Annotated in this window: 17 protein-coding genes; 11 read left to right on the top strand and 6 right to left on the bottom strand. The window is 73.2% G+C overall.

What is annotated here, in order from left to right:
- Positions 1-49 precede the first annotated feature (49 nt).
- Positions 50-1,597, bottom strand: a complete 1,548-nt coding sequence (locus tag ACQPZW_RS28655) for a diguanylate cyclase (RefSeq protein WP_433789129.1) — start codon at positions 1,595-1,597, stop codon at positions 50-52.
- Between the two features lie 388 nt (positions 1,598-1,985).
- Here ACQPZW_RS28655 and ACQPZW_RS28650 point away from each other — a divergent pair, with 388 nt between their 5' ends.
- Positions 1,986-2,936, top strand: a complete 951-nt coding sequence (locus ACQPZW_RS28650) for an ABC transporter substrate-binding protein (RefSeq protein WP_433789128.1) — start codon at positions 1,986-1,988, stop codon at positions 2,934-2,936.
- Between the two features lie 52 nt (positions 2,937-2,988).
- Here ACQPZW_RS28650 and ACQPZW_RS28645 read toward each other — a convergent pair whose 3' ends face one another.
- On the bottom strand, positions 2,989-4,311 hold the full coding sequence (locus ACQPZW_RS28645; protein WP_433789127.1) for an FAD-dependent oxidoreductase: 1,323 nt from the start codon (positions 4,309-4,311) through the stop codon (positions 2,989-2,991).
- A 100-nt stretch (positions 4,312-4,411) separates the two neighbouring features.
- Here ACQPZW_RS28645 and ACQPZW_RS28640 point away from each other — a divergent pair, with 100 nt between their 5' ends.
- The 3 genes from ACQPZW_RS28640 (at position 4,412) to ACQPZW_RS28630 (ending at position 5,443) form a co-directional block, all read left to right on the top strand.
- Positions 4,412-4,570: a hypothetical protein gene (locus ACQPZW_RS28640; protein WP_433789126.1), complete on the top strand. Its 159-nt coding sequence runs from the start codon at positions 4,412-4,414 to the stop codon at positions 4,568-4,570.
- A 109-nt stretch (positions 4,571-4,679) separates the two neighbouring features.
- Positions 4,680-5,105 carry an ATP-binding protein gene (locus tag ACQPZW_RS28635; RefSeq protein ID WP_433789125.1) on the top strand — a complete coding sequence of 142 codons (426 nt, stop codon included), beginning with the start codon at positions 4,680-4,682 and terminating at the stop codon, positions 5,103-5,105.
- The gene (locus tag ACQPZW_RS28630) at positions 5,102-5,443 is read left to right on the top strand and encodes an STAS domain-containing protein (protein WP_433789124.1); all 342 of its coding nucleotides are present in this window, start codon (positions 5,102-5,104) and stop codon (positions 5,441-5,443) included. The genes ACQPZW_RS28635 and ACQPZW_RS28630 overlap by 4 nt, the downstream gene beginning before the upstream one ends.
- On the opposite strand, the gene ACQPZW_RS28625 is transcribed toward ACQPZW_RS28630, so the two are convergent.
- Both ACQPZW_RS28625 and ACQPZW_RS28620 read right to left on the bottom strand, forming a co-directional pair.
- Positions 5,420-7,036 (bottom strand): diguanylate cyclase domain-containing protein, encoded by a 1,617-nt coding sequence (locus tag ACQPZW_RS28625; protein WP_433789123.1) that lies wholly within the window; start codon positions 7,034-7,036, stop codon positions 5,420-5,422. The genes ACQPZW_RS28630 and ACQPZW_RS28625 overlap by 24 nt on opposite strands.
- A gap of 55 nt (positions 7,037-7,091) precedes the next feature.
- A complete protein-coding gene (locus ACQPZW_RS28620; protein ID WP_433789122.1) occupies positions 7,092-8,165 on the bottom strand; it encodes a flavin-containing monooxygenase in 1,074 nt (357 codons plus the stop codon).
- A 154-nt stretch (positions 8,166-8,319) separates the two neighbouring features.
- On the opposite strand from ACQPZW_RS28620, the gene ACQPZW_RS28615 reads away from it, so the two are divergent.
- Entirely contained in the window at positions 8,320-9,894 is a 1,575-nt protein-coding gene (locus ACQPZW_RS28615; protein ID WP_433789121.1) for a DHA2 family efflux MFS transporter permease subunit, read from the top strand.
- Between the two features lie 23 nt (positions 9,895-9,917).
- Positions 9,918-10,523 (top strand): TetR/AcrR family transcriptional regulator, encoded by a 606-nt coding sequence (locus ACQPZW_RS28610; RefSeq protein WP_433789120.1) that lies wholly within the window; start codon positions 9,918-9,920, stop codon positions 10,521-10,523.
- A 400-nt stretch (positions 10,524-10,923) separates the two neighbouring features.
- On the opposite strand, the gene ACQPZW_RS28605 is transcribed toward ACQPZW_RS28610, so the two are convergent.
- Together ACQPZW_RS28605 and ACQPZW_RS28600 are read right to left on the bottom strand one after the other, a co-directional pair.
- Entirely contained in the window at positions 10,924-11,370 is a 447-nt protein-coding gene (locus ACQPZW_RS28605) for a hypothetical protein (protein WP_433789119.1), read from the bottom strand.
- 104 nt (positions 11,371-11,474) lie between these two features.
- On the bottom strand, positions 11,475-13,568 hold the full coding sequence (locus tag ACQPZW_RS28600; protein ID WP_433789118.1) for a 2Fe-2S iron-sulfur cluster-binding protein: 2,094 nt from the start codon (positions 13,566-13,568) through the stop codon (positions 11,475-11,477).
- A gap of 115 nt (positions 13,569-13,683) precedes the next feature.
- On the opposite strand from ACQPZW_RS28600, the gene ACQPZW_RS28595 reads away from it, so the two are divergent.
- The 5 genes from ACQPZW_RS28595 (at position 13,684) to ACQPZW_RS28575 (ending at position 23,094) form a co-directional block, all read left to right on the top strand.
- Complete coding sequence (locus ACQPZW_RS28595; protein WP_433789117.1) at positions 13,684-14,253, top strand: TetR/AcrR family transcriptional regulator; 570 nt, start codon at positions 13,684-13,686, stop codon at positions 14,251-14,253.
- 187 nt (positions 14,254-14,440) lie between these two features.
- On the top strand, positions 14,441-15,982 hold the full coding sequence (locus ACQPZW_RS28590; protein ID WP_433789116.1) for a polysaccharide deacetylase family protein: 1,542 nt from the start codon (positions 14,441-14,443) through the stop codon (positions 15,980-15,982).
- An 80-nt stretch (positions 15,983-16,062) separates the two neighbouring features.
- On the top strand, positions 16,063-17,703 hold the full coding sequence (locus ACQPZW_RS28585) for a diguanylate cyclase (RefSeq protein ID WP_433797647.1): 1,641 nt from the start codon (positions 16,063-16,065) through the stop codon (positions 17,701-17,703).
- A gap of 151 nt (positions 17,704-17,854) precedes the next feature.
- A complete protein-coding gene (locus ACQPZW_RS28580; protein WP_433789115.1) occupies positions 17,855-21,751 on the top strand; it encodes a Pls/PosA family non-ribosomal peptide synthetase in 3,897 nt (1,298 codons plus the stop codon).
- Positions 21,748-23,094 carry a M1 family metallopeptidase gene (locus ACQPZW_RS28575; protein WP_433789114.1) on the top strand — a complete coding sequence of 449 codons (1,347 nt, stop codon included), beginning with the start codon at positions 21,748-21,750 and terminating at the stop codon, positions 23,092-23,094. The genes ACQPZW_RS28580 and ACQPZW_RS28575 overlap by 4 nt, the downstream gene beginning before the upstream one ends.
- Positions 23,095-23,099 lie beyond the last annotated feature (5 nt).

Genomic DNA, 23,099 nt, shown 5'->3' with positions numbered 1-23,099 from the left:
TTCGGCCGTTGCGCCGATCGTCGCCTCGACGACCACATCGGACGCCCGATCACGCCGCGGGGGTGCTGACCGCCCTCGCCTCGTAGGGTGCGGTGCGTACCCGGTCGCGGCCGTCGTGTTTCGCGCGGTAGAGGGCGTCGTCGGCGCGCTGCAGCAGCTGGGCGATCGTCTCGTGACCGTCCCAGGTGGCCACGCCGATGCTGACGGTCTGCGCGTCCGGCATCGCGGCGCGCATCCGGTCCAGCACGGTCACCGCGTCGGCGGTCCCCGTCTCCGGCAGGGCGAACATGAACTCCTCGCCACCCCAGCGGGCCAGGGAGTCCTCGTCGCGCATGCCGGCCATGAAGGCCGCGGCCGCCCGCTGCAGCAGCTCGTCGCCGGCGGCGTGGCCGTACGTGTCGTTGTAGCGCTTGAAATGGTCCAGGTCGGCGATCGCCACCGTCAGCGGCTCGCCGGACTCCTCGGCGTCGGCGACCATCCGGTCCATCGACTCCTGCCAGGCACGGCGGTTCGGCAGCGCGGTCAGCGTGTCGGTGAACGCCATCCGCTCGAGCCGGCGCAGCAGCCGCTCGTGCTCCAGCGCCAGCGCCGTCTCGTCGGCGAGCAGGGCGACCGCACGCGTACGGTAGTCGCTCACCGACTCCACCCGCTGCCGCCAGCCGACCGCCAGCACCGCCGTCACCGCCCCGTCGACGATCACCGGCTGCCACAGCATCGACCGGCCGTCGACCATCTTCAGCAGCGCCGCCGACACCCGCGGGTCGGACGCCGGATCGGCCAGGAAGACCGGCTCGCCGCTCGCCCACACCCGGGCGATCATCGATGTGCCGTTCAGCGGGACCCGGGTGCCGATCACGTCAGCGCCGTCCGCGTCGGTCACCACCACCTCGCGGGCCGGTCCCGGCGCGGCACGGCCACCGGCGCCGGCCGGCGCCTCCAGCAGCGACACGTTGTCGGCGGCGGCCAGGTCACGGATCGCGGCGATGATCGTGGTGCGGGCGTCCTCGCCGGTTCGGATCCGGCGTGCGGCCGTCGCGACCGCGGCCAGCAGCTTGTGCGAGTCGCGGGCCTCCTCCTCCGCCAGGTGGCGGTCGGTGATGTCCTGCATCTGCAGCAGCGTCCACGGCCGGCCGCCGACCACACTGGTGGCGACCGTGGCGTACGCCCACCGCACGGAGCCGTCCGGCCGTTCGAGCCGCTGCTCGCCCTCGGTGAGGAGGGGCCCGACGTCCGCGCCGAGGACCTCCCCGGCCAGCGTGCAGATGGCCGGGTTGGCCGCCACGACCCGCCCGGTCTCGTCGGCGATCGCCACGCCGGTCGGCGATGCGTTGAACAGCCGCTCGAACCGCTCGGCCACCGTCGTCGCCTTCTCGTGCGCCCGTTTGAGCGCCCGTTGCCGCCGGCGCAGCGCCTCGTTCAGGAGCCCGCCGAGCATCGCGGCGAACACCACCTGCACGCAGTAGTAGGCGGTGTCCGGCCCGCGCAGCGCATCCTGTGCGGCCACGGTCAGCATCCAGCCGCCGACACCGACGAGCGTCGTCGCCGCGAGGATCCGCCGTGACGAGACGGCGGCGCCGATGCCGAGCAACGTCAGCATCAGGGTGGTGCTGTACTGCAAACGGCCGGTGACGGCGAGCTGCGCGACACTGTCGATGACCGGCAGGAACGCCAGGTATTCTCCGCGCCGGCCGGGCCGCCGGACCATCGCGGCGGCGCCCATGAACAGGGCGGTCACGCTGGCCAGCACGGTCATCACGGTCCGGGCCGAACCGGTCAGGATGAGGAAGTCGGTCACGGCGAGCGCCAGATAGACCAGGGCCAGGGCGCCCCGGATCCAGCGGGTCGCGGCGTCGCCACGCCGGCCACCACTCATGTACGACACGCCCCCGCCACCTCCCCACGCCCTTGGCGGATCTTTTCGGCAGGGGTACGGCCGACCTGAGACTGATTGACGGAAGCGAATGTCCCGTCTAGGTTCCGTGTCCATGCGACGATCACGCCTGCTGGCGGTCCTCACCACGGCGACGCTGCTGGCCGCCGGTTGCAGCGACGACCCCGAACCGTCCGGCACCGAAGTCGACAAGGTCAACGCCGGTGTCATCGCGATCGTCGACGTCGCGCCGATCTACCTCGGCAAGGAGAAGGGGTTCTTCACCGAGCAGAAGATCGACCTGACCCTGACCACCGCGCAGGGCGGCGCCGCGATCGTGCCGGCCGTGCTCAACGGGGAGTACCAGTTCGGGTTCAGCAACACCGTCTCGCTGCTGCTCGGCGCGGCCAAGGACCTGCCGGTCAAGGTGGTGTCCAACGGCACCAACTCCACCGGCGCCGACGGACAGGACTTCGGCGGCCTCTTCGTCAAGGCCGACAGCCCGATCAAGACCCCCAAGGACCTGGCCGGGCGTACGGTCGCCGCGAACACCCTGAAGAACATCGTCGAGACGAGTGTGCGCGAGTCGGTCCGCAAGGACGGCGGGGACGCGGCGGCCGTGAAGTTCACCGAGCTGGCCTTCCCCGACCAGGTTCCGGCGCTGGAGTCCGGCAGTGTCGACGCGATCTTCGTGGTGGAGCCGTTCCAGCAGGCGGCGGTCGCGGCGGGCGCCCGCCGTATCGCCTCCAGCTACGTCGACGTGGCGCCCGACCTCACCGTCGCCATGTACTTCACCTCGCAGCAGCTGCTCGGCAGCGACCCCGACCTGGTCGCCCGCTTCACCACGGCGATGAAGAAGTCCCTGGCGTACGCCGACTCCCACCCCGACGAGGTCCGCAACGTCCTCGCCGCCTACACCAAGATCACGCCGGAGGTGCGGGCCGCGCTGGTCCTCCCGAAGTGGCCCGCCGAGATCAACAAGGCCTCGGTCGACACCCTCGCCGGCCTGGCCGTCACCGACGGCCTGCTCACCGCCAAGCCCGACCTGTCCAAGCTGCTGCCCTGACCGGGGCGCCCGCGAGGCCGGGTGGTGGCGGCTCGATCGGTGATCGGCCCGCTCAGTGGTCCGGCCGAGTGGCCGCGGCGCGCTCGATCACCGTCGCGGTGCGGGTGGCGATCCGCTCGTCCGTGCCGGACCACAGATCGTCCAGCCAGGGGCCGGCGAAGAGACCGACCAGCGTCGGCACACCGTCGGCCTCGGTCGCGTCCAGCCACTCGCTGACGCAGTTCTCGCCGGGGCCGTGCACCCGGTGGTAGCCCGCCGGATGAGAGGGCCAGAACCGCTCGGCGAACCGGAGCACGACCTTCTCCACGCGGCCCGTGCCCAGCCGCGACAGGGCGGCGCGGTGCGGCTCGGGCAGGGGCGGCTCGAACCGGATGTCGCCGGCGGCCAGCACACCCAGCGGAACCGTGACGATCACCGCGTCCACCCGTAGCGAACCGGCGTCGCCGGACAGCGTCACCCCGGCCGCGTCGACCACGATCCGGCCGACCGGATGCCGCAACCGCACATCGAGCCCTTCGGCGAGGTGGTCGGTCAACAGCCGGTAACCGCCGACGATCCACCGGTCGCCCTCGCCCACGCCGGGCTCGAAACCGTGGCGGGCGCTCAGCCACGACAGGGGCGCGCCGGAGTCCATGACGATCTCGGCGTCCACGAACCGGCGTACCGCGTCCATGTCCCAGGCTCCGGGAGCGCGCCGCCACGCCTCGAGAACGTCGGCCACCGACTCGCCGGCGGCCGCGGACTCCAGCCGCCGGCGCAGTTCGGCCTCGATCGATGCGGCGGCCCGGCTCTGCGCCGGCTCACGCCGACGGGGGCGGTGGGCGGAGCTGGAGGGTGTGCCCGGCCTCGCGGGGGAGTGCGGGCCGTCGAGGACGAGGGGGTCGTTGAAGTCGGTGGCGACCAGGCGCAGGCTCAGCTTCTCGGCCAGGCTGGCCAGGACGTTGTCGTCGAACTGCTGGAGCCAGTTGGCGCCCAGGTCGAAGACCGCGCCGTCGATCTCGGCCGGGGCGGTGCGGCCGCCGATGCGGTCACGGGCCTCCCAGATCACCACGCCGGCGCCCTGGCCGGTGAGCGCGCGGGCGGCGCCCAGCCCGGCCATGCCGGCGCCGACCACCGCGATCCGCGTGTGCCCGGCCGCGGCGGCCCAGGCCGCCGCCGCGACGCCCTCCTCATAGGCGCCGTGCGTCATCCCGGCTCTGGTCGGGTGGGTGGCCTCACCGGCGATCCGCAGCCGGTCAGCCACCGGTGTGCCGAGGGCGATCCGGTCCCGGGGAGAGCCGTCCCGGCCGATCAGGCTCCACGAGCCGCGCGCCCACGGATCGTCACCCCAGTGCGAGACCGCGAACCCGGTCAGCCCACCCATACCGTCACCCATCCGTCCTGCCCGTCGGCGTCGTGCGTGATCGCCTCGCGCATGGTGGCGGCCGCCCACCCGGCCGCGCCACCGAATATCCGCCGACGATTCCGGGGCGGGCGTGGACCTGCCGGACCGGGGTCCGGGCGCGGGTCCCGACCATCTGGACGACCAGCCCGGCCACGACCGGGCGGCGACGACCGGGCGGGCCATGGCCGCCGATCCGGTCACCGTGGCCCGCGCGCGGAGCGTCACGCCGATGCGGGCCCCGCCCGGCTGAGCCGTGCGCCCCCGTCGCTAAAGTTGCGTCGATTTGCATGTCGTTTTGGTCGAGTGGGAACAGACTGAGACATGGACGATGCGACGCGACGGGAGGGGTGGCGGACGCGATGAGCAGCGTGACGGCTCATTTCGACCTACCGCTGGACGCGGCGGCTCCGGGTTGGGCGCGAACCGCGGTGACGGCGGTGCTCGGCGGGTGGGGACTGCGCGATCGGGCCTGGCTGGACGACGCGGCGGTCGTGGTCAGTGAACTGGTCGGCAACGCGGTACGGCACGGCGGCGGGCAGATCGTGGTGGACGTGGAGGCGTACGGGCGGCAGGTGATCGTCTCGGTCGCCGACGGCTCGTCCGTGGTGCCCCGGCCGCGTGACCCGGACGGCACCGGCGGCCTCGGCCTGAGGATCGTCGAGTCGCTGACGGTGCGGTGGTATGTGGAGTCCCATCAGGGCGGCAAGCGGGTGCGTGCCGAGCTGCTGTCGTCGCCCGGGGACGGAGTGACCGAGGCCGGCACCAGCCGTACGGAGCCGTCATGAGGATCACCACCCGTCACGACGACGACGCGACCCGCCTGGTGCTGACCGGGGATCTCGACATGGCGACCACGGCGGTCCTCGACGACTCGGTGGCCGCGGCGCTCACCCGGCCCCGGCCACGGCGGCTGGTCGTCGACGCCGAGGGGCTGCTGTTCTGCGACTCCTCGGGCATCCACGCCCTGATGCGGGCCCGGGACCGTGCCCAGCGCCTCGGCACCTCGTTCGTGGTGGCCAACCCGGTCGGCATCACCCGGCGGACCCTGGAGATCACCGGGCTGCTGGACGTGCTGACCACCGCCACCGCACCGCCGGCGTCAGACGAGAGCGACGGGCGATGAGCCGCCCCGGGCGCGCTTGACGGCGTACATGGCGGCGTCCGCGTGGGCCATCAGCTCGTCCGGGTCGCCCTCGCCGTACGGTGACCACGCGACCCCCAGGCTGGCCTGCGGGACCAGGGTCGCCCCGGCGGTGTGCACGCGGGCCGCGCTCAGTGCCGCCAGCAGGTCGGCTCCGATCCGGTCGGCGTGCTCGCGGCCGGCCACGTCCCGGCAGACCGCCACGAACTCGTCGCCGCCGATGCGGCCCACGATGCCGCCGGCCGGGACCGCGCTGCGCAGACTGGTCGCCACCTGACTCAGCAGCCGGTCGCCGGCGGCGTGGCCGTACCGGTCGTTGATGGGCTTGAAGGAGTTGAGGTCGAGGAAGATCACCGCGGTGCCGGCGTGCGGGCCGGAGGAGCGCAGCGCGTCCTCCAGCGCGGACATCGTCGCGGCGCGGTTGTGGCAGCCGGTCAGGGCGTCGAAGGTGGCCTGACGCCACAGCCGATCGCGCAACTCCACCTCCTCGGTGACGTCGGCCAGGCAGACGATCGCCCCGGTCACCGCCCCGGCGTCGTCGGTCAGCGCCCGCAGGTTCGCGCGGATCCGGCGGTTGCCGGCGCCCGGCTCGCGGTGCCCGTACTCCACATCGGTGTCCTTGCCGGTCAGCACTTCGGCCAGGGCCGTGCCGACCAGCGGCCGGTCGACCGGCTCGGTGAGGTCCAGCAGCGCCCCGGTGAGGTCGCCGCCGATCTGGGCCCTCACCTGCCCGGCGGCCTGTTCGTTGAGGAAGGTGATCCGGCCGTCCTGGCCCGCCTGCAGAATGGCCAGCGGGATCGTCTCGGTGAGCCGGCGCATCAGCTGCTCGGCCGCCCGCACTGCCTCCTGCGCCGCCATCTCGTCGGAGATGTCCAGCATCTCGGCGACCACGCGGGGGTTGACCGGGTCGGTGAGGTGGTTGTGGTTGGTCACCTCGAACCACACGGTGTGCCCGTCGCGGTGCACGTGGCGCAGCCGCACCCGGCGCGCCGAGCCCGGTGGGGTGCCCAGCATGTCGACCCAGCTGTCGATGGCCCGTTGCTGGTCGTCGGGGTGGACGAGCTCGAGGGTGCGCTGGCCGATCAGCTCGCCGGGGGTCCAGCCGAGCAGCGGGTCGATCTCCGGGCCGACCTCGGTGACCACCGACGTCGGGGTCTTGACCATCGTGACCAGGCGCGGCCGGACGACCTCCGGGCGCAGGGTGATGTCCGCCGACAGCCCGGAGCCGCTGACGATGCAGAGGTGCACGCCGTACCGGTGGGTCACGTCGACCATGTGCATCCGGGCCGGACGTTCCGGGGCGGCGATCAGGCGGACCCCGCAGCTGGCCGCGCCCTGGTCGATCGTCTGGGTCCAGGTGTCGATGACCAGCCGGTGGTCGTCGGTGACGATCAGGTTGAGCATGGACGCCGCGCCCTCGATCGGGCGCAGACCGGCGGTCGGCGCCTCCGGCGGCATCGCGACGATCATGCCGTTGTACCCGAGGGCCGCGATGAAACCCTCGGGCGTTTTCGCCAGCAGGGCGGCGAGGACGGCGTCCCGGTCATCGGGCTTGATCATCTGCTTGTCGGCCATGTGGGCTCTGATCGGCCGGGCGATCGCGATCTGAGGTTTTCCGGCGCACCGGTGATCAGGCGTGGGCCGCGTCCAGCTGCGTGACCACGGCGTTCACCGCCTCCCGCCCGGCGCGGTTGGCCCCGACGGTCGACTGCGAGGGGCCGAAGCCGATCAGGTGCACCCGGGGCTCAGCCACCACCGCGGTGCCGGCCATCCGGATGCCGCCGAGCTCGTTGCGCAGGCCGAGCGGGTCGAGGTGGGCCAGTGACGCCTTGAACCCGGTCGCCCACAGGATCGCGTCGACCGAGGTGAAGGTGCCGTCGGCCTCGCGTACGCCGTACGGCTCGATCGCCGTGAACATCGGCCGCCGCCGCAGCGCGCCACGCTCCCGGGCCGCCAGCGCGTAGGGGGTCCAGGCCAGGCCCGTGTAGGAGACGACGCTGCCGGTGGGCCGCCCGGCCTCGACGTCCGCGACGACTCGGGCGATCGTCTCGCGCCCGGCCACCTCCGGCTCGAACCCGTCGGTCCGGAAGACCGGCTCGCGCCTGGTGTACCAGCGGGTGGTCGCGACCCGGGAGATCTCCTCCAACAGTTGCAGGGCCGAGATGCCGCCACCGACGACGGCGACCCGGCGGCCCGCGAACTGCTCCGCCGACACGTAGTCGCGGGTGTGCACCTGGATCCCGGCGAACGTCTCCCGGCCCGGATAGTGCGGGCGTACCGGGTTGTCCCAGGTCCCGGTCGCGTTGATGATCGCCCGGGCGGTCCAGGGCCCACGGTCGGTCTCCACGGCGAAATCAAGATCATTTCGGCGTACGGCCGACACGTGCACCGGTCGCGCAACAGGCAGACCGGTCGCCCGCTCGAAATCGGCGAAGTACCGTGGCACCGCCGTCCGGCTGGGCTCGGCCGGGTCGAGCGGTGGCTTCGGGAAGCCGGGCAGGTCGAAGATCCCGTTGACGGTCGCCATCCGCAGTGACTCCCACCGGTGGCTCCACGCCCCGCCGGGCGTCGCGCCGGCATCCAGGAGCACGAAGCTCCGTGGACCGTCCGGATCGGTGAGCGCGCTGGTGAAGCCACGTCTCTTGAGGTGATGTCCCGCCGAGAGGCCCGACTGTCCCGCCCCGATGACCACGACCGCTGCCATGTCCGCGAGGACGTCACGACCGGTGGCGCGTATTCCCGGACGTGACCGGCGACACTTTCGATACGATGGCGTTCCGTTATTGGGGTGGCCGGGACTAGGTTGCTTTTTGATACGGAACGGTTCCGTTTCAAAAAGGTTTCGGGGGCACCCGCACATGGACACCCACGTTCAACCCCAGACCGGGCATCCCCGGCGCTGGGCGATCCTCAGCGTGCTCGTCATCAGTCTGCTGGTGGTCGTGCTCGACAACACGGTGCTCAACGTCGCGATGAGCACCATCGCCGACCCCGACCGCGGGCTCGGCGCCACCCAGAGTGAGCTCGAGTGGGCGATCAACTCGTACACCCTGGTCTTCGCGGGTCTGCTCTTCACCGCCGGCATCCTGGCCGACCGCCTCGGCCGCCGGCTCAGCCTCATCACCGGCCTCGCCGTCTTCGGCATCGCCTCGCTGATCTCGGCCTACGCGACCTCGCCGGACCAACTGATCGCGGCCCGCGCCCTGATGGGCCTGGGAGCGGCGGCCGTCATGCCGGCCACCCTGTCGATCATCGCGAACGTCTTCGACCCGAGAGAGCGGCCGCGAGCCATCGGCGTCTGGGCGGGCGCGGTCGGCCTGGCCGTCGCGATCGGGCCGGTGCTCGGCGGCCTCCTGCTCGAGCACTTCTGGTGGGGCTCGGTCTTCCTGATCAACGTCCCGATCGTGATCGCCGGCGTGACGCTGGTGGCGGTGCTCGTCCCGGAGTCGCGTGACCCGAAGCCGGGCCGCATCGACGTGCTCGGCGTGCTGCTGTCGATCATCGGCCTGACCCTGCTCACCTACGGTGTGATCAAGGGCGGCGAGGACGGCTTCGGCGAGACCGCGGCCTGGACCACCCTCACCGCCGGCCTGCTGGTCCTGGCCGGGTTCGTGATCTACGAGCGGCGCATCGAGTTCCCGTCGCTGGACGTGCGGCTCTTCGCCAACCGGCAGTTCTCCGCCTCCACCGGCATCATCGGCCTGGTCTTCTTCGCCGCGATGGGCTCGATGTTCTTCGGCGCCTTCTACCTGCAGATGGTGCGCGGGTACGGGCCACTCGCCTCCGGCGCGCTGTTCGTCCCGTTCGCGCTCGGCCAGATCATCTTCGCCCCCGCCAGCTCCACGATGGTGAAGCGGTTCGGCCCGAAGGCGGTCAGCACCGTCGGCCTGCTGCTGGTCTCGGCCGCACTCGGCCTCTGGCTGTTCATCGACGTGGACACGCCGATCGCGCTGGTCGGGTTCGCGTTCTTCATCCAGGGCGTGGGCATGGCCAACGTGATGCCGCCGGCCACCGAGGCGATCATGGCGACCCTGCCCCGCGAGAAGGCGGGCGTCGGCTCGGCCGTCAGCAACACCATCCGTCAACTCGGCGGGGCGCTCGGCGTGGCCGTCCTCGGCGCGGTCGTCTCCTCGGTCTACCGCAGCCACCTGACCCCGCCCTCCGGCCTCCCGGACGCCGCCGCCGACATGGCCCGCGAGTCGATCGCCGGCGCCTACGCCGTCGCCGGACAGGCCGGCCCCGCCGCGACCGCCCTGCTCGACGGCGCGAATGCGGCGTTCGTCACGGCGATGCACTACGCGGCCGTCGGCTCCACCGTATTCGCCCTGCTCGGAGCCCTGGTGGCAGTGCTGTGGCTCCCCGGCAAGCGGCCCGCGGGCGACCCGGCGCCCGCCGCCGCACAGGAACCGGGCCGGGAACTGGCCGACGCGTAAACCCAGCGGTGACAATGAACGACATGAGCAGCAGCACGGCGGCCGGCCAGGAGCGCAAGGCTCCTGGCCGGCCGCGCAACGCCCAGGCCGACGAGACCATCCTCGACGCGGTGCTGGGGTTGCTGAGTGACGGGCAGAGCGCGGCGGCGATCTCGATCGAGGCGGTCGCCGCCAAGGCCGGCGTCGGCAAGGCGACGATCTACCGCCGCTGGCCCAACAAGGAGGCGCTGCTCATCGACGCGGTCCGGTCGATGAAGGGGCCACTGCCCGAGCCGGCCGGCGAGTCGGTGCGCGACGACCTGATCGCCCTGATCAAGGCCAACCGGACGCCGCGCGCCCAGCGCTACAGCAAGGTCACCGCCTGCCTGCTGCCCGACCTCTACCGGGACACCGAGCTCGCCCGGATGTATCACGACTTCGTCGAGCCCCGCCGCGAGGTGACCCGGCAGGTGCTGCGGCGCGGCATCGCCACCGGCGAGCTGCGCGCCGACCTCGACGTCGAGCTGACCCAGCTGATGCTCTCCGCGCCGGGCATGATGCAGTCGATGCTGCGCCTGACCTCCTCGGTGCCGGAGGAGCGCTTCGCCGAGGCCCTGGTCGACGCGGTGCTGCGCGGTGCCGCCGCCTGACGTGCTGCGCTCACCGGGTTGTCGGTCTGCCCGATTGCCCGGCTCCGGCCTCGCGTTGGCCCGGCTTCGGCCTGGTGTTAGCCCGGCCTGGCGGTTGCCCGGCCGGAGGCCGCCGGGCCTTGCGTTGGTGCGGATTCGGCCTTGCGTTGGTCCGGCTTTGGCCTGGTGTTGGCCCGGTCTGGCGGTTGCCCGGTCCGGGCTGGCAGCCTCCCGGCCGGGAGGCTGCCAGCCCGGCTTTGGCCTGGTGTTGGCCCGGTCCGGCGGTTGCCCGGCCGGGAGGCCGCCGGGCCTGGCGTTGGCCCAGCTTCGGACTTGGGTTGGCCCAGCTTCCGCCTTGCGCTGGCCCGGCCCCGGCCTTGCGGTCGGCCGGGCCGCTGCCCGACGTTCTTCGGTCGCGCGGTCAGCTGCAGTGCCGTTGGACCGGGGACAGCCATTCGCTCAGGGTCGGTCCGATCGCCTCGGTGACGTCCTCGGTCGTCTTGATCGTGGCGAAGAACTTCGCATCGGTGGACTTGTCGTGCATCTGCTTCGCCGCCTGCTTGCCGGCGGCCTGCAGTTGGGTGTCGGCGCTGGTCTCGGTGGCGCCCTGCACGGCGGTGGCGAACGCGGCGAGGCTCTGCTGCGCCTGGGCGATCGTCTTGGGGTCGGCGGCCAGGGCGGTGAGCGCCTTGGCGTACGACCCCATGTTCTTGTCGTAGACCTGCGCGAGCGCCTCACAGGCGGCGCCGGCCGCCGGGGTGCTGGGCGGGGCCGCCGGAGCCGTGCCGGGGCTGTTCGGCGCGGTGCCGCAGGCCGTAGCGGTGAGCAGGGCCCCGCCGGTGAGCAGGGCGTAGAGGACACGGCGCATGGGGCACCCCCGGGGACGTAGGAGCGATGGTCGATGGGAGCGCTCCCATCGACCGTGCACGATACGTCCCGTGTCGGCTCCTGTCGATACCCCGTGCCCGATGCTCACACGGTGACGTCGAGGGTCACCGCGGAGAGGGGGCAGCTCACGCAGGTGAGGACGGTGCCGTCCGGCTCGGTACGGGTCACGGCCCCGGCGGTCAGGCGGACGGTGCAGGATCCACAACCCCCGGCCGTGCACGAATACGGCATCGGCAACCCGGCGGCCAGGCCCGCGTCGAGCAGGGTCTGGCCGGGCCCGACGACCGTGGTGCCGATCAGGCGGCCGGCCCCGGTCACGGTCAGCCGCTGCGGCTCGGTCGTCACGGTGCCGGGGCCCGCCTGGAAACGCTCGCTGTGCAACCGGTCGCCGGGCACGCCCATGCCGGTCAAGGTGGTCCGGGCGGTGTCGGTCAGCGTCTCGGGGCCGCACACGAAGTAATGGGCGTCGGGGGCGGTGCCGGTGACCCAGCGGCGGATGCCGTCGGCGTCGATCCGGCCGTCCCGGCGGGTCAGCACATGGGTGACCGACAGCCGATCCGGGTGATCGCGGCCGAGCCGGTCGAGCTCGGCCCCGAAGATGATCTCCGCCTCGTCGCGACTGCTGTAGAGCAGATCGATGCGACCGCCGTCCGGGTCGGCGAGCCCGGTGCGGATCATGCTCATCATCGGGGTGATGCCGCTGCCCGCGGCGATCAGCACCATGTCGGCGGCGGAGCGCGGGTGGAACGTCCCGGACGGACCGCGCACCGCCAGCCGGTCCCCGACACGCAGCCCGCGGTGCACGTGCGTGGAGAAGGCCCCGCCTTCGAGCCGTTTGACGGTCACCTCCAGGCGTGCCGCGCCCGGCACCGAGGAGGCCGAGTAGGCGCGCCGGACGTGACGGCCGTCCACCTCGGCGACCAGGGTGAAGAACTGGCCGGGACGGAACTCGAACGGCCGGCCGTCCTCCAGCGCGAGCGTGACCGTGGTGGGCGTCTCCCGGCGGATCCCGGCGACCCGCACCTCCCGTAGCGGGCCGTCGGCGTACCCCTCCTTGTGCAGCCCGGAGCGGTACGCCCGGTTCATCACCCGCCGCAGCAGCCGGTCCAGCCCGGGGATCGCCCGGACGGCGGTGAGCACGAAACGGGGCGCCGTGTTCGCGGCGAGGTGCTCCCCGGCCAGCATCATCAGGTCCGGCGCCTCACCCGGGCGCACGTGCCCGGCGGGCGACCACAGCCGGGCGCCGGCCACCGCGGCGTCGGCGGCCAGCTCCGCGTGCTCGACGTCGATCAGCAGGGCCGCGTGCGGTGGCGTGCCGCCCAGCTCCAGCGTCCGCAGCAGCGCCGGGTCGGTGGTGACCCTGCCCCGGCCGCGCACGTGCAGCACGTCGGTGCGGCCCGGCGCCAGCGCGGCCAGCGAGAGCCGGTCGTCGTGCATCAGGTTGTGCAGGGCGTCGGCGCGCTTGTTGCCCCTACGGTCGGCGACGAGAAGCGTCCGGGCGTCGAGGATCCGCGCCACCGGTCCCTGGTCGCCGCGCGGGCTGGTGTCGCTGCCCCGGTCGCCGTCCCAGGTGGAGAGGGCGAGGAACGGCGCGGCGGCCAGGAAGGCGGACATCCCGGGGCGGCTCAGCGGCCCGTCGCCACAAACCTCGGGCAGGGGTACGGCCGGACCCGGCGCCTGCCACAGCCGGGACCGGAGGACGGCCTGGGCACAATGCACGAACGCCTCCTCGACGGTGACGACGACGTCCCCGGCGGTGGCGTCGCTGCCCGTGGCGACGTCCCTGTTCCCGGTGAGGTCTCCGCAGGCCGTGAGACCGCTGCCCGCGGTGAGATCGCTGCCCGAGGGGAGTGAGCCGTTGATGCGCAGGACCTCGCCCACGCCCGGCAGCAGGAAGAACAGGGAGACCGGGCCGTGCGCTCCCGGCGGAACGGCGAACGTGATCCGGGTCGGTGACAGCAGGCGCGCGAACCCGGGCCGGCCGCCGACGAACGCCGTCGTGCTCGCTCCGGCGGCGTCCCGGTAGCCGAACGCGGCGATCGGGCTGCGTGCCAGCACCGCCCGGCAGCCCTCGTCGAGCGCGTCGATCTGTTTCCTCAGGACCGGCGCGGGCGGGCGGCCGATGAGTGCCTCGACCTGATCAACGGTCGTCAGGGAGTATGTGTTTTCGCTGCTCACGACATTATTGTGAGCAATAGCTCAGCTATTCTGCTACTCGCTTTCCGTCGCTTCAGGAGGTATCCGGATGCCGTCGGCAGACCGCCGTCTTCAACCACGTCGCACGCCCCGTCAGGTGCGCGCCGAGCTGACCCGCGAGCGCATCCTGACCGCGGCTGCTCACGTTTTCGCCGAGCACGGGTATGCCGCCGGCACCACCAACCGCATCGCCGAGCGGGCGCGCATCTCGATCGGATCGCTGTACCAGTACTTCCCGAACAAGGACGCGATTCTGGCCCAACTGCTGATCCGCCACATCGACCGCGGCACGTGGACCGAGGCCGACCGGCTCGATCTCTCCCCGGGCACTCTGCGGGAGACGGTCCGGGCGCTGGTCCGTGATGCGATCGACAGCCACGGGGAGGATCCGCAACTGCTGCGCATCATGATCGAGGAGGCGCCACTGTCCCAGGACCTGCTCGACGCCATCGACCGGCACGGGCGGGTCCGTACCGCTCAGATCCGTGACCTTCTGAGCCGGCACCCGGACGTCCGTGTCGGTGACGTCGGCATCGCGGCCGACCTGATCCTGTTCACCATCGAGATGAACACGCACAAGCTGATGGCCGCCCCGAGCGCGGTGCCGGTCGAGAGCTTCGCGACCGAGCTGGTCGACATGGTCACCCGGTATCTGCGCGGCGACTGAAACCGGAATGTGACCAACGCCACTCTGGCCGCGAGGCTCTTTCGCCCCGGGCGAAGGGCGGGTGATCGCATGATCACCGGCCGTTCCCGTCGCACCTGAGAGGCCCGGCGCAGCCTGCCGGAGAGGGTCGTTCACAGCCGACACACAGATGAAGACCGATTTGACCGCGGGCGCGAGAATCCCACCGATGAGCACCGATAAGCCCACCCCCGCGCCCGGGGCCGATGACTCGGCCGAGCCCACCGTCGTCCTGAGCGAACCCGCCGACGCCCCTGCCGGGGAGCCGACGGTCGATCTGTCGTCGACGGAGGAGGCCGAGCCGACGGTCGCCATGTCGGTGGCCGGGATCGCCGAGGCGGCGAAGGACGCCGAACCGGCGGAGGACGCCGAACCGGCGGAGGACGCCGACGCGACGGCGGCTCTGTCGGCGGAGGAGGAGGCCGCCGAGGCGACGGTGGCGCTGTCGGGGGCCGCTGAGCAGGACGAGGCGACCGTGGCGCTGTCGGCGGCGGGGTCCGACGCGACGGTGGCGCTGTCGGGGGCGGCGGAGGAGGACGAGGCGACCGTGGCGCTGTCGGCGGCTGCGATCGCCGGCGCGGTGGCGGAGGACGAGGCGACCACGGTGATCTCCGCCGGGTCGGAGCCGACGATCGCGCTGCCCCGGCCGCGGGTGTCGCCGGAGGCCACGGTCGCCGTGCCGGCCCGCCGCGTGGCCCCGCCCACGGCCGAGCCGACGATCGCCCTGCCGGTCCCGCCCAGGGCACAACCCCCGCTCACCTCGGCGCCGACGGTCGCCGCGCCGTCCGTTCCCACGCCGCGGTCGCCACCGACCGTGACCCCGCCGCCGTCCGAGCCGACGATTGCGCTGCCGACCGCGCCGAGGCCGCCGGTGGCCGTACCCCCGCAGGCGAAGCCTCTCTCCCGGCGGCGTCTGCTGCGGGCCATCCCGGTCGTGGCCGGGACCCTCCTGGCCGGTGGCACGATCGCCGCCCTCGCCCGCCGGGGCGAGCCGGAGGCGGCTGGGACCCCCGGCGCGGTCGTCACCGAGCGGGCGCCGTCGCGGGTCCCGAGCCCGGCGCCGACCGTGCCGAAGCCCACCGCCCCGCTCATGACGGTTCCGGTGCACACCCTGGAGGACTTCCGCAAGGTGGTCCCGGGCGACGCGTTCCCGGCCGACGCCATCGCGCTCACCATCGACGACGGCCCGCACCCGGTCTGGACCCCGCCGATCCTGCGGCTGCTGGAGAAGCATGACGTCCCGGCCCTGTTCTGCATGATCGGCAATCAGGTCCTCGGCCACGAGGCCACCGCCCGCGACGTCGCCGCCGACGGCCACCAGATCGCCAACCACACCTGGAGCCACCCGATCAACGTGGCCGAGCTGCCGGCCCACAAGGCGCTCAAGGAGATCCACCGGGCCCAGGACAAGATCTACAGCACCACCGGGGTCACCCCGACGCTGTTCCGGGCCCCCGGCGGCGCGTGGTCGAAGGGGCTGTCGGAGTCGGTCTCCCAGAGCGGCGTGATCCCGATGGACTGGAGCACCGACCCGCGTGACTGGGCCCAGCCGGGCGTCGCCCACATCACCCAGCGGCTGCTCGCCGCCGGGCCCGGTCAGATCCTGCTCTGCCACGACGGCGGCGGCGACCGTTCGCAGACGCTCGCCGCCCTGAAGACGGTCATCCCGGCGCTCCAGGCGAGGGGTCTGAAGTTCGTGGCGCTGGCGTGACGGTGGGCTGACTCCTCATGATCGGGGCCGGCGGGTCGATGGACGGTCGTGCCGGTGTTGAGGGAGGACGCTTGATCGCCGTGAACACGACCGACAGCCAGACCCTGCCGGTTGCCGAGCTGTTGGAACGGGCCGAACAGATGCGGCTGGCCGGTGACTACCGGGCCGGTGCCGAGCTGGCGCGGGCCGCCGCCGACCTGGCCGCCTCGTCCGGGGACGACGCCGGTGAGGCTGCCGCGCTGCGGTCGCTCGCCACCCAGCTCATGCGCGTGGGCCGGCAGGAGGAGGCGATCGCGGCCTGCCGCCGGGCGGCCGTGATGCTGGACGGCCTCGGTGACCGGGTCGGCCTGTGCGAGGTGCTGACCCTGCAGGCCATCCCGCTGAGCGAGCTCGGCATGCACGACGAGGCGCTGGGCGTGCTCGCCGACGCCCGGGACATCGCGCAGGAGCTGGGCAACCGTGAGCTGCTCTACTGGGTGCACAACCGCACCGGCGTGGTGCACGGCAGCCTGGGCGACCGTGAGCTGAGCACCACCTGCCTGATGCTGGCGCTGAGCATGGCCGAGGGGATGAACGCCGAGGCCCGGTTCTGCATCCTCAACAACGTCAGCGACAACGCGGTGTACGAGGTGACCCGGCTCCGCGGCCGCGGCGAGAGCGAGGCCGCCGGCCGGGTGCTGACCGGCGCGCTGGGCTACGTGGCCGAGGCGCTGCGCCTGGCCCGCGAGGCGAACCACCCGTTCCGTGAGGCGATCAGCCTGGACAACTACGGGATGCTGCTGGCGCTGGCCGGCGACCTGGACGGCGCGGCCGAGTTGATCGAGGACTCCCGGCGGATCGCGGTCCGGGCCGGTTACCGGTCGCTGGAGTCGGCGGCGCTGCAGCACCAGGCCCGGGTGCGGCTGATGCGCGGCGACCACGCCGAGGCCATCGAGGGCCTGATCCTGGCGCTGGACCGGGCCCATCAGGCGGGCGAGAAGCCGATGGCCATGGAGATCTTCCGGGAGCTGTCCGCGGCCCACGAGCGCATCGGGGACCACCGGGCGGCACTGTCCTACTACCGCGACTTCCACGACCTGGAACGCGAGCTGCACAACCAGGTCGCCGCGGCCCGGGCCCGGATGGCGGCGCACCACTTCGAGCTGGACAACATGCGGCTGGAGGCGGAGAACGCGCGCCTGGAGACGGAGCTGCACCGGGCCCGCAGCGCCGAGCTGGCCGCCGACAACCTGCTGTGGCAGCGCCAGGCGACCGAGGACGCGCTGACCGGCCTGCCGAACCGGCGCTCCGCCGACGACCGGCTGCCGAAGCTGGTCGCCGCCGGTGGCCCGGTCTGGGTGGCGCTGGCCGACGTCGACCACTTCAAGCGGGTCAACGACCGGTACGGCCATCCGGTCGGTGACGAGGTGCTGCGGCGGATCGCCACGATCCTGCTGGAGGGGATCGGCGAGACCGACCTGGCGGCCCGTTTCGGCGGCGAGGAGTTCCTGATCGCGCTGCACGGCTCCGGCGCCGACGACGCGCGGGCCCGGTGCGAGCTGCTGCGGGCGCGTGTGGCGGCGTACCCCTGGGAGTCGATCGAACCGGGTCTGGCCGTCACCGTCAGCCTCGGGCTCACCGAGGTCGCCGGCCCGCAGTCGCTGGCCGCCGCGCTCCAGCGGGCCGATCAGCGCCTTTACGACGCCAAGCGCAACGGGCGCAACCGGGTGCACGCAGACTGACCGTTCGGGTGACGCAAATCCATGCGTGCGGATGGAAGCCAGTGTGTCGGTCAACACCTCTATGGCATTCGGGCGTTATTTCCCGTTCGACGGACGTAAGTTCGTACGTTGCCGCGGACGGCAAAACAGGGGTGGAAGTGGAGCGCGCTCAGTGACCGTGTCAACCGACCTGCGACTCATCGAACTGCCCGAGTGGGAGCCCGCCGCCGAGGCGCCCGCGGTGTTCCGCTCACGATCCGCCCCGATCCGCCGCACCCTGATCGACGTCCTCGACGCGACGGTGCACGAGCATCCGGGCGCCCGCGCGCTCGACACCGGCGGCACGAGCCTGACCTACCGTCAGCTCGCCACCGAGGTCCAGGCGTTGCGGGCGACCCTGCGCGGGCACGGCATCGGCGTCGGCGACCGGGTGGGCGTGCGGATCGCCTCCGGTACGGCCGACCTCTACCTGGCGATCCTCGGCGTGCTGGCGGCCGGCGCGGCCTACGTGCCGGTGGACGCCGACGACCCCGACGAACGGGCCGAGCTGGTCTTCGACGAGGCGGGCGTGTGCGCCGTGCTCGGCGACGGACTGAGCGTGTCGGTACGGCGTACCCCCGAGGGAGGGACCGGACGCCCGGGCCCCGCCGACGACGCCTGGATCATCTTCACGTCGGGATCCACCGGCACCCCGAAGGGGGTGGCCGTCTCGCACGGCGCCGCCGCCGCGTTCGTGGACGCCGAGGCGCAGCTGTTCCTCGCCGACGACGACGTCGAGCCCCTCGGCCCGGCCGACCGGGTGCTCGCCGGCCTGTCGGTGGCCTTCGACGCCTCCTGCGAGGAGATGTGGCTCGCCTGGCGGCACGGCGCCTGCCTCGTGCCGGCCGCCCGGTCGCTGGTGCGCTCCGGCGTCGACCTGGGCCCGTGGCTGGCCGAGCAGCGCATCACCGTGGTCTCCACCGTCCCGACGCTCGCCGCGCTCTGGCCGGCCGAGGCCCTCGAGGACGTCCGGCTGCTGATCTTCGGCGGCGAGGCGTGCCCGCCCGAGCTGGCCGAGCGGCTGGCCGTCGAGGGCCGCGAGCTGTGGAACACGTACGGGCCGACCGAGGCGACCGTGGTGGCCTGTGCCGCCCGGATGACCGGCGAGGGCCCGGTGCGCATCGGCCTGCCGCTGGCCGGGTGGGAGCTCGCCGTCGTCGACGCCTCCGGCGAGCCGGTCGGCATGGGCGAGACCGGCGAGCTGGTGATCGGCGGCGTCGGCCTGGCGCGATACCTGGACGCGGCCAAGGACGCCGAGAAGTTCGCGCCGCTGCCCGCCCTGGACTGGGCCCGCGCCTACCGCAGCGGCGACATCGTCCGCGCCGAGCCGGACGGGCTGATCTTCCTGGGCCGCGGCGACGAGCAGGTCAAACTCGGCGGCCGCCGGATCGAGCTGGGCGAGGTCGACGCCGCCCTGCAGGCGCTGCCCGGCGTGGCCGGCGCGGCCGCCGCGGTCAAGCGCACCGCGGCCGGCAATCAGCTCCTGGTCGGCTATCTGGTGCCACACGACCCGGGCGACTTCGACCTGGCGGCCGCCACCGCGCGGATCCGCGAGCAGCTGCCGGCCGCGCTCGTCCCGCTGCTCGCCGTCGTCGACGCGCTGCCGACCCGTACCTCCGGCAAGGTGGACCGGGCCGCCCTGCCGTGGCCGCTCGCCGTCGGCACGCCCGGCGCGGGCGCGCTGACCCCCGCCGAGGAGTGGCTGGCCGGCGGCTGGGAGGAGATCCTCGGGGTCCGCCCGGCCGACGCCCGCGCCGACTTCTTCAGCAGCGGCGGCGGCAGCCTGAGCGCGGCCCAGCTCGTCGCCTGGATCCGGCAGACCCACCCGCGGGTGTCGGTCGCCGACGTCTACCAGAACCCGCGCCTGGCCGAGATGGCGGCGATCCTCGACGGCCTGGACACCGAGACGACGGTCCGCCGCGACGTACGCCCCACACCCCGCCGCGCCGGATTCGTGCAGGCCCTGTTCATGCTGCCGATGCTGGCCCTGGTGGGGCTGCGCTGGCTGACCGTCCTGGCGGCCCTCGGCAAGATCGTGGATCTGGCGCCGGCGGTCTCCTGGTGGTGGATCGCCGCCGCCTGGTTCCCGCTGTTCAGCCCGCCCGGGCGCATCCTGCTCGCGGCCGGGACGGCACGGCTGCTGCTGCGCGGTGTCGGCCCCGGCGAGTACCCTCGCGGCGGCCACGTCCACCTGCGGCTGTGGGCGGCCGAACGGTTCGCCGAGGTCACCGGCGCCACCGGCATCGGCGGGGCGGGCTGGATGACGACGTACGCGAAGCTGCTCGGCGCCCGCGTCGGCCGCGACGTCGATCTGCACTCCGCGCCGCCGGTCACCGGGCTGCTCAAGCTCGGCCGGGGCGCCGCCATCGAGCCCGAGGTCGACCTCTCCGGCTACTGGATCGACGGCGACGTGGTCCGGGTCGGCACGGTCCGGGTCGGCGCGGGCGGCCGGGTCGGCGCCCGCAGCACCCTGATGCCCGGGGCCCGCGTCGGCAAGGGCGCGAAGATCGGGGCCGGGTCCACCGTCGCCGGCGCCGTCCCGGCGAACCAGCGCTGGGCGGGCTCACCGGCCGTCCCGGTCACCGGCAAGGGCGCCACCGTCTGGCCGTCCCAGCGCCCGGAGCGCTCGCGCCTGAGCGGCCCCTCGTGGGTGCTCGCCTACAGCCTCACCGCGCAACTGCTCGGCCTGCTGCCGGTGCTGGCCGCGGTCCCCGCGCTGGCGCTGCTCGCCGGTGCGCTCGCCGGCCCGTCGGCGGTGACCCTGCTCGTCGCCGTTCCGGCCGCCGCCGTCGCCTACCTGCTCGGCTACGCCCTTCTCGTCCTGGTCCTCGTCCGGCTGCTCAGTGTCGGCCTGCGCACCGGTTTCCACCCCGTGCAGGGCCGGGTGGCCTGGCAGGTCTGGACGACCGAGCACCTGATGGGCATGGCCCGGGTGGCGCTGTTCCCGATCTACTCCAGCCTGTTCACGCCGGTGTGGCTGCGGCTGCTCGGCGCGAGGGTGGGCCGCGGCGTGGAGATCTCCACGGTGCTGGCCGTCCCGTCGATGACGACCGTCGACGACGGCGCGTTCCTGGCCGACGACACCATGGTCGCCACCTACGAGCTCGACCACGGCTGGCTGCGGGTCGCCCCCGCCCGGATCGGCAAGCAGGCGTTCCTCGGCAACTCCGGGATGACCGCGCCCGGCCGCTCGGTGCCCAAGCGGGGCCTGGTCGGGGTGCTGTCGTCGGCGCCGCACAAGGCCAAGAAGGGCTCGTCGTGGCTGGGTGCCCCGCCGATGCCGCTGCGCCGCATCGTCGAGTCCGGCGACACCGGCCGCACCTTCGACCCGCCGGCCCGTCTCAAGGTGGCCCGCGCGCTCGTCGAGCTGTGCCGGGTCGTCCCGGTGATGTGCGCCGGCGCGCTCGCGGTCTCGGTGCTCGCCGTGCTCACGCTCGTCTGGCGGGCCGTCGGCGGGTGGATGGCCGCGCTCGCCGCCGGTCCGGTGCTGTTCGCCGCCGCGGTCGCCGGCGCGCTGCTCGCCACCGCCGCGAAGTGGCTTCTCGTCGGCCGGTTCCGTGCCGGGGAGCGGGCGCTGTGGACGTCGTTCGTGTGGCGCAACGAGCTCGCCGACACGTTCGTCGAGGTGCTCGCCGCCCCCTGGCTGTTCCGCCTCGCGGCCGGCACGCCGCTGCTCAACCTGTGGCTGCGGACGCTCGGCGTGCGCATCGGCCGCGGTGTGTGGCTGGAGACGCTGTGGCTGCCCGAGTTCGATCTGGTCCGGCTCGGCGACGGCGCGACCGTCAACCGGGGGTGCGTCGTGCAGACCCACCTGTTCCATGATCGGATCATGAGCATGGATGAGGTCACCCTCGGCGCGGGCGCCACCCTCGGCCCGCACGGCATCGTGCTGCCCGGCGCGAGCATCGGCGCCCGCACCACGGTCGGCCCCGGCTCGCTGGTCACCCGCGGCGACGCGGTGCCCGACGACAGCCGCTGGCTCGGCAACCCGGTCGCGACCTGGCCCGTGACGGCCTCCCGCCGGGTATGACCCCACCGGGCATCCCGCTCGGCGCGACCCCGGGCGCCGACCGGTCGGCCGACCCGTACCTGCCGGAGAACGGCAACGGCGGCTACCGGGTGCTGCACTACGACCTGGACCTCGACTACCGGGTGGTGTCCAACCGGCTGGCCGGCCGCGCGGTCGTCACCGCGCGGGCCGTGCAGCCGCTGTCCCGGTTCAGCCTCGACCTGGGGACCCGGCTGCAGGTGCGCGACGTGCGGGTGGACGGGCGGCCGGCGAAGTTCGACCACCGGTCCGGCAAGCTGCGGATCAAACCCGAGCGGGCGATCGGCTACGGCGCGACCTTCAAGACCGAGATACGGTACGCGGGAAAGCCCGGTCCCGTCTCCGGCCGGTGGGGTGACATCGGCTGGGACGAGCTGAGCGACGGGGTGCTCGTGGCCAGTCAGCCCAACGGGTCGGCGTCGTGGTTCCCGTGCAACGACCGGCCCGGCGACAAGGCGTCCTTCCTGGTCACGATCACGGCGGCGTCGGCGTACACCGTGCTGGTCACCGGCGACCTGGTGTCCAGGCGGCGTGGGGCGGGCGCGACCACGTGGGTGTACGAGCGGGACGAGCCGACCGCGCCGTACCTGATGAGCGTCCAGATCGGCCGCTACGAGATGGTCGACCTGGCCGTCGGGGGAGTGCCCCAGCGGGCCGCGATCACCCCGCGGGTACGCACCGTGTTCCGGCACGACTTCGGCCGGCACGGCGAGATCATGAAGGCGATGCAGCAGCTGTTCGGGCCGTACCCGTTCCGCGAGTACGTCGTGGTCGTCACCGACGACGACCTGGACGACCCGGTCGAGGCACAGGGCATGGCCGTCTTCGGCCGCAACCACCTCGACGGGCGGCGCACCCACGAGCGGCTGGCCGTGCACGAGCTCGCCCACCAGTGGTTCGGTAACAGTCTCACGGTCGCCGACTGGCGCCACATCTGGCTCAACGAGGGCTTCGCCACGTACGCCGAATGGTTGTGGTCGGGCGCCTCCGGCGGCCCCTCGACGAACACCCACGCGGCCCGCTGGCACGCCTGGGTCGCGGCGCAGCCCGCCGACGTGGTCGTCGCCGACCCGGGTGTCGACCGGATGTTCGACCCGCTGGTCTACAAGCGCGGCGCTCTCGCCCTGCACGCCCTCCGCGCGAAGGTCGGGGAGCAGGCGTTCTTCGCGCTGCTGCGCTCGTGGGTGGCCGAGCACCGGCACAGCAGCGTGACGACGCAGCAGTTCCGTGAGCACGCCGCCCGCTACAGCGGCGCGTCCCTGGACGAGTTGTTCACCGCCTGGCTCGACCGTCCCGCCCTGCCCCCGGTGCCGCGCGTCCTCTGAGCCGC

It is taken from the genome of Actinoplanes sp. CA-252034 (assembly GCF_050956125.1).
Lineage (GTDB): Bacteria > Actinomycetota > Actinomycetes > Mycobacteriales > Micromonosporaceae > Actinoplanes.
This window is presented reverse-complemented; position numbering and strand designations above follow the sequence as displayed.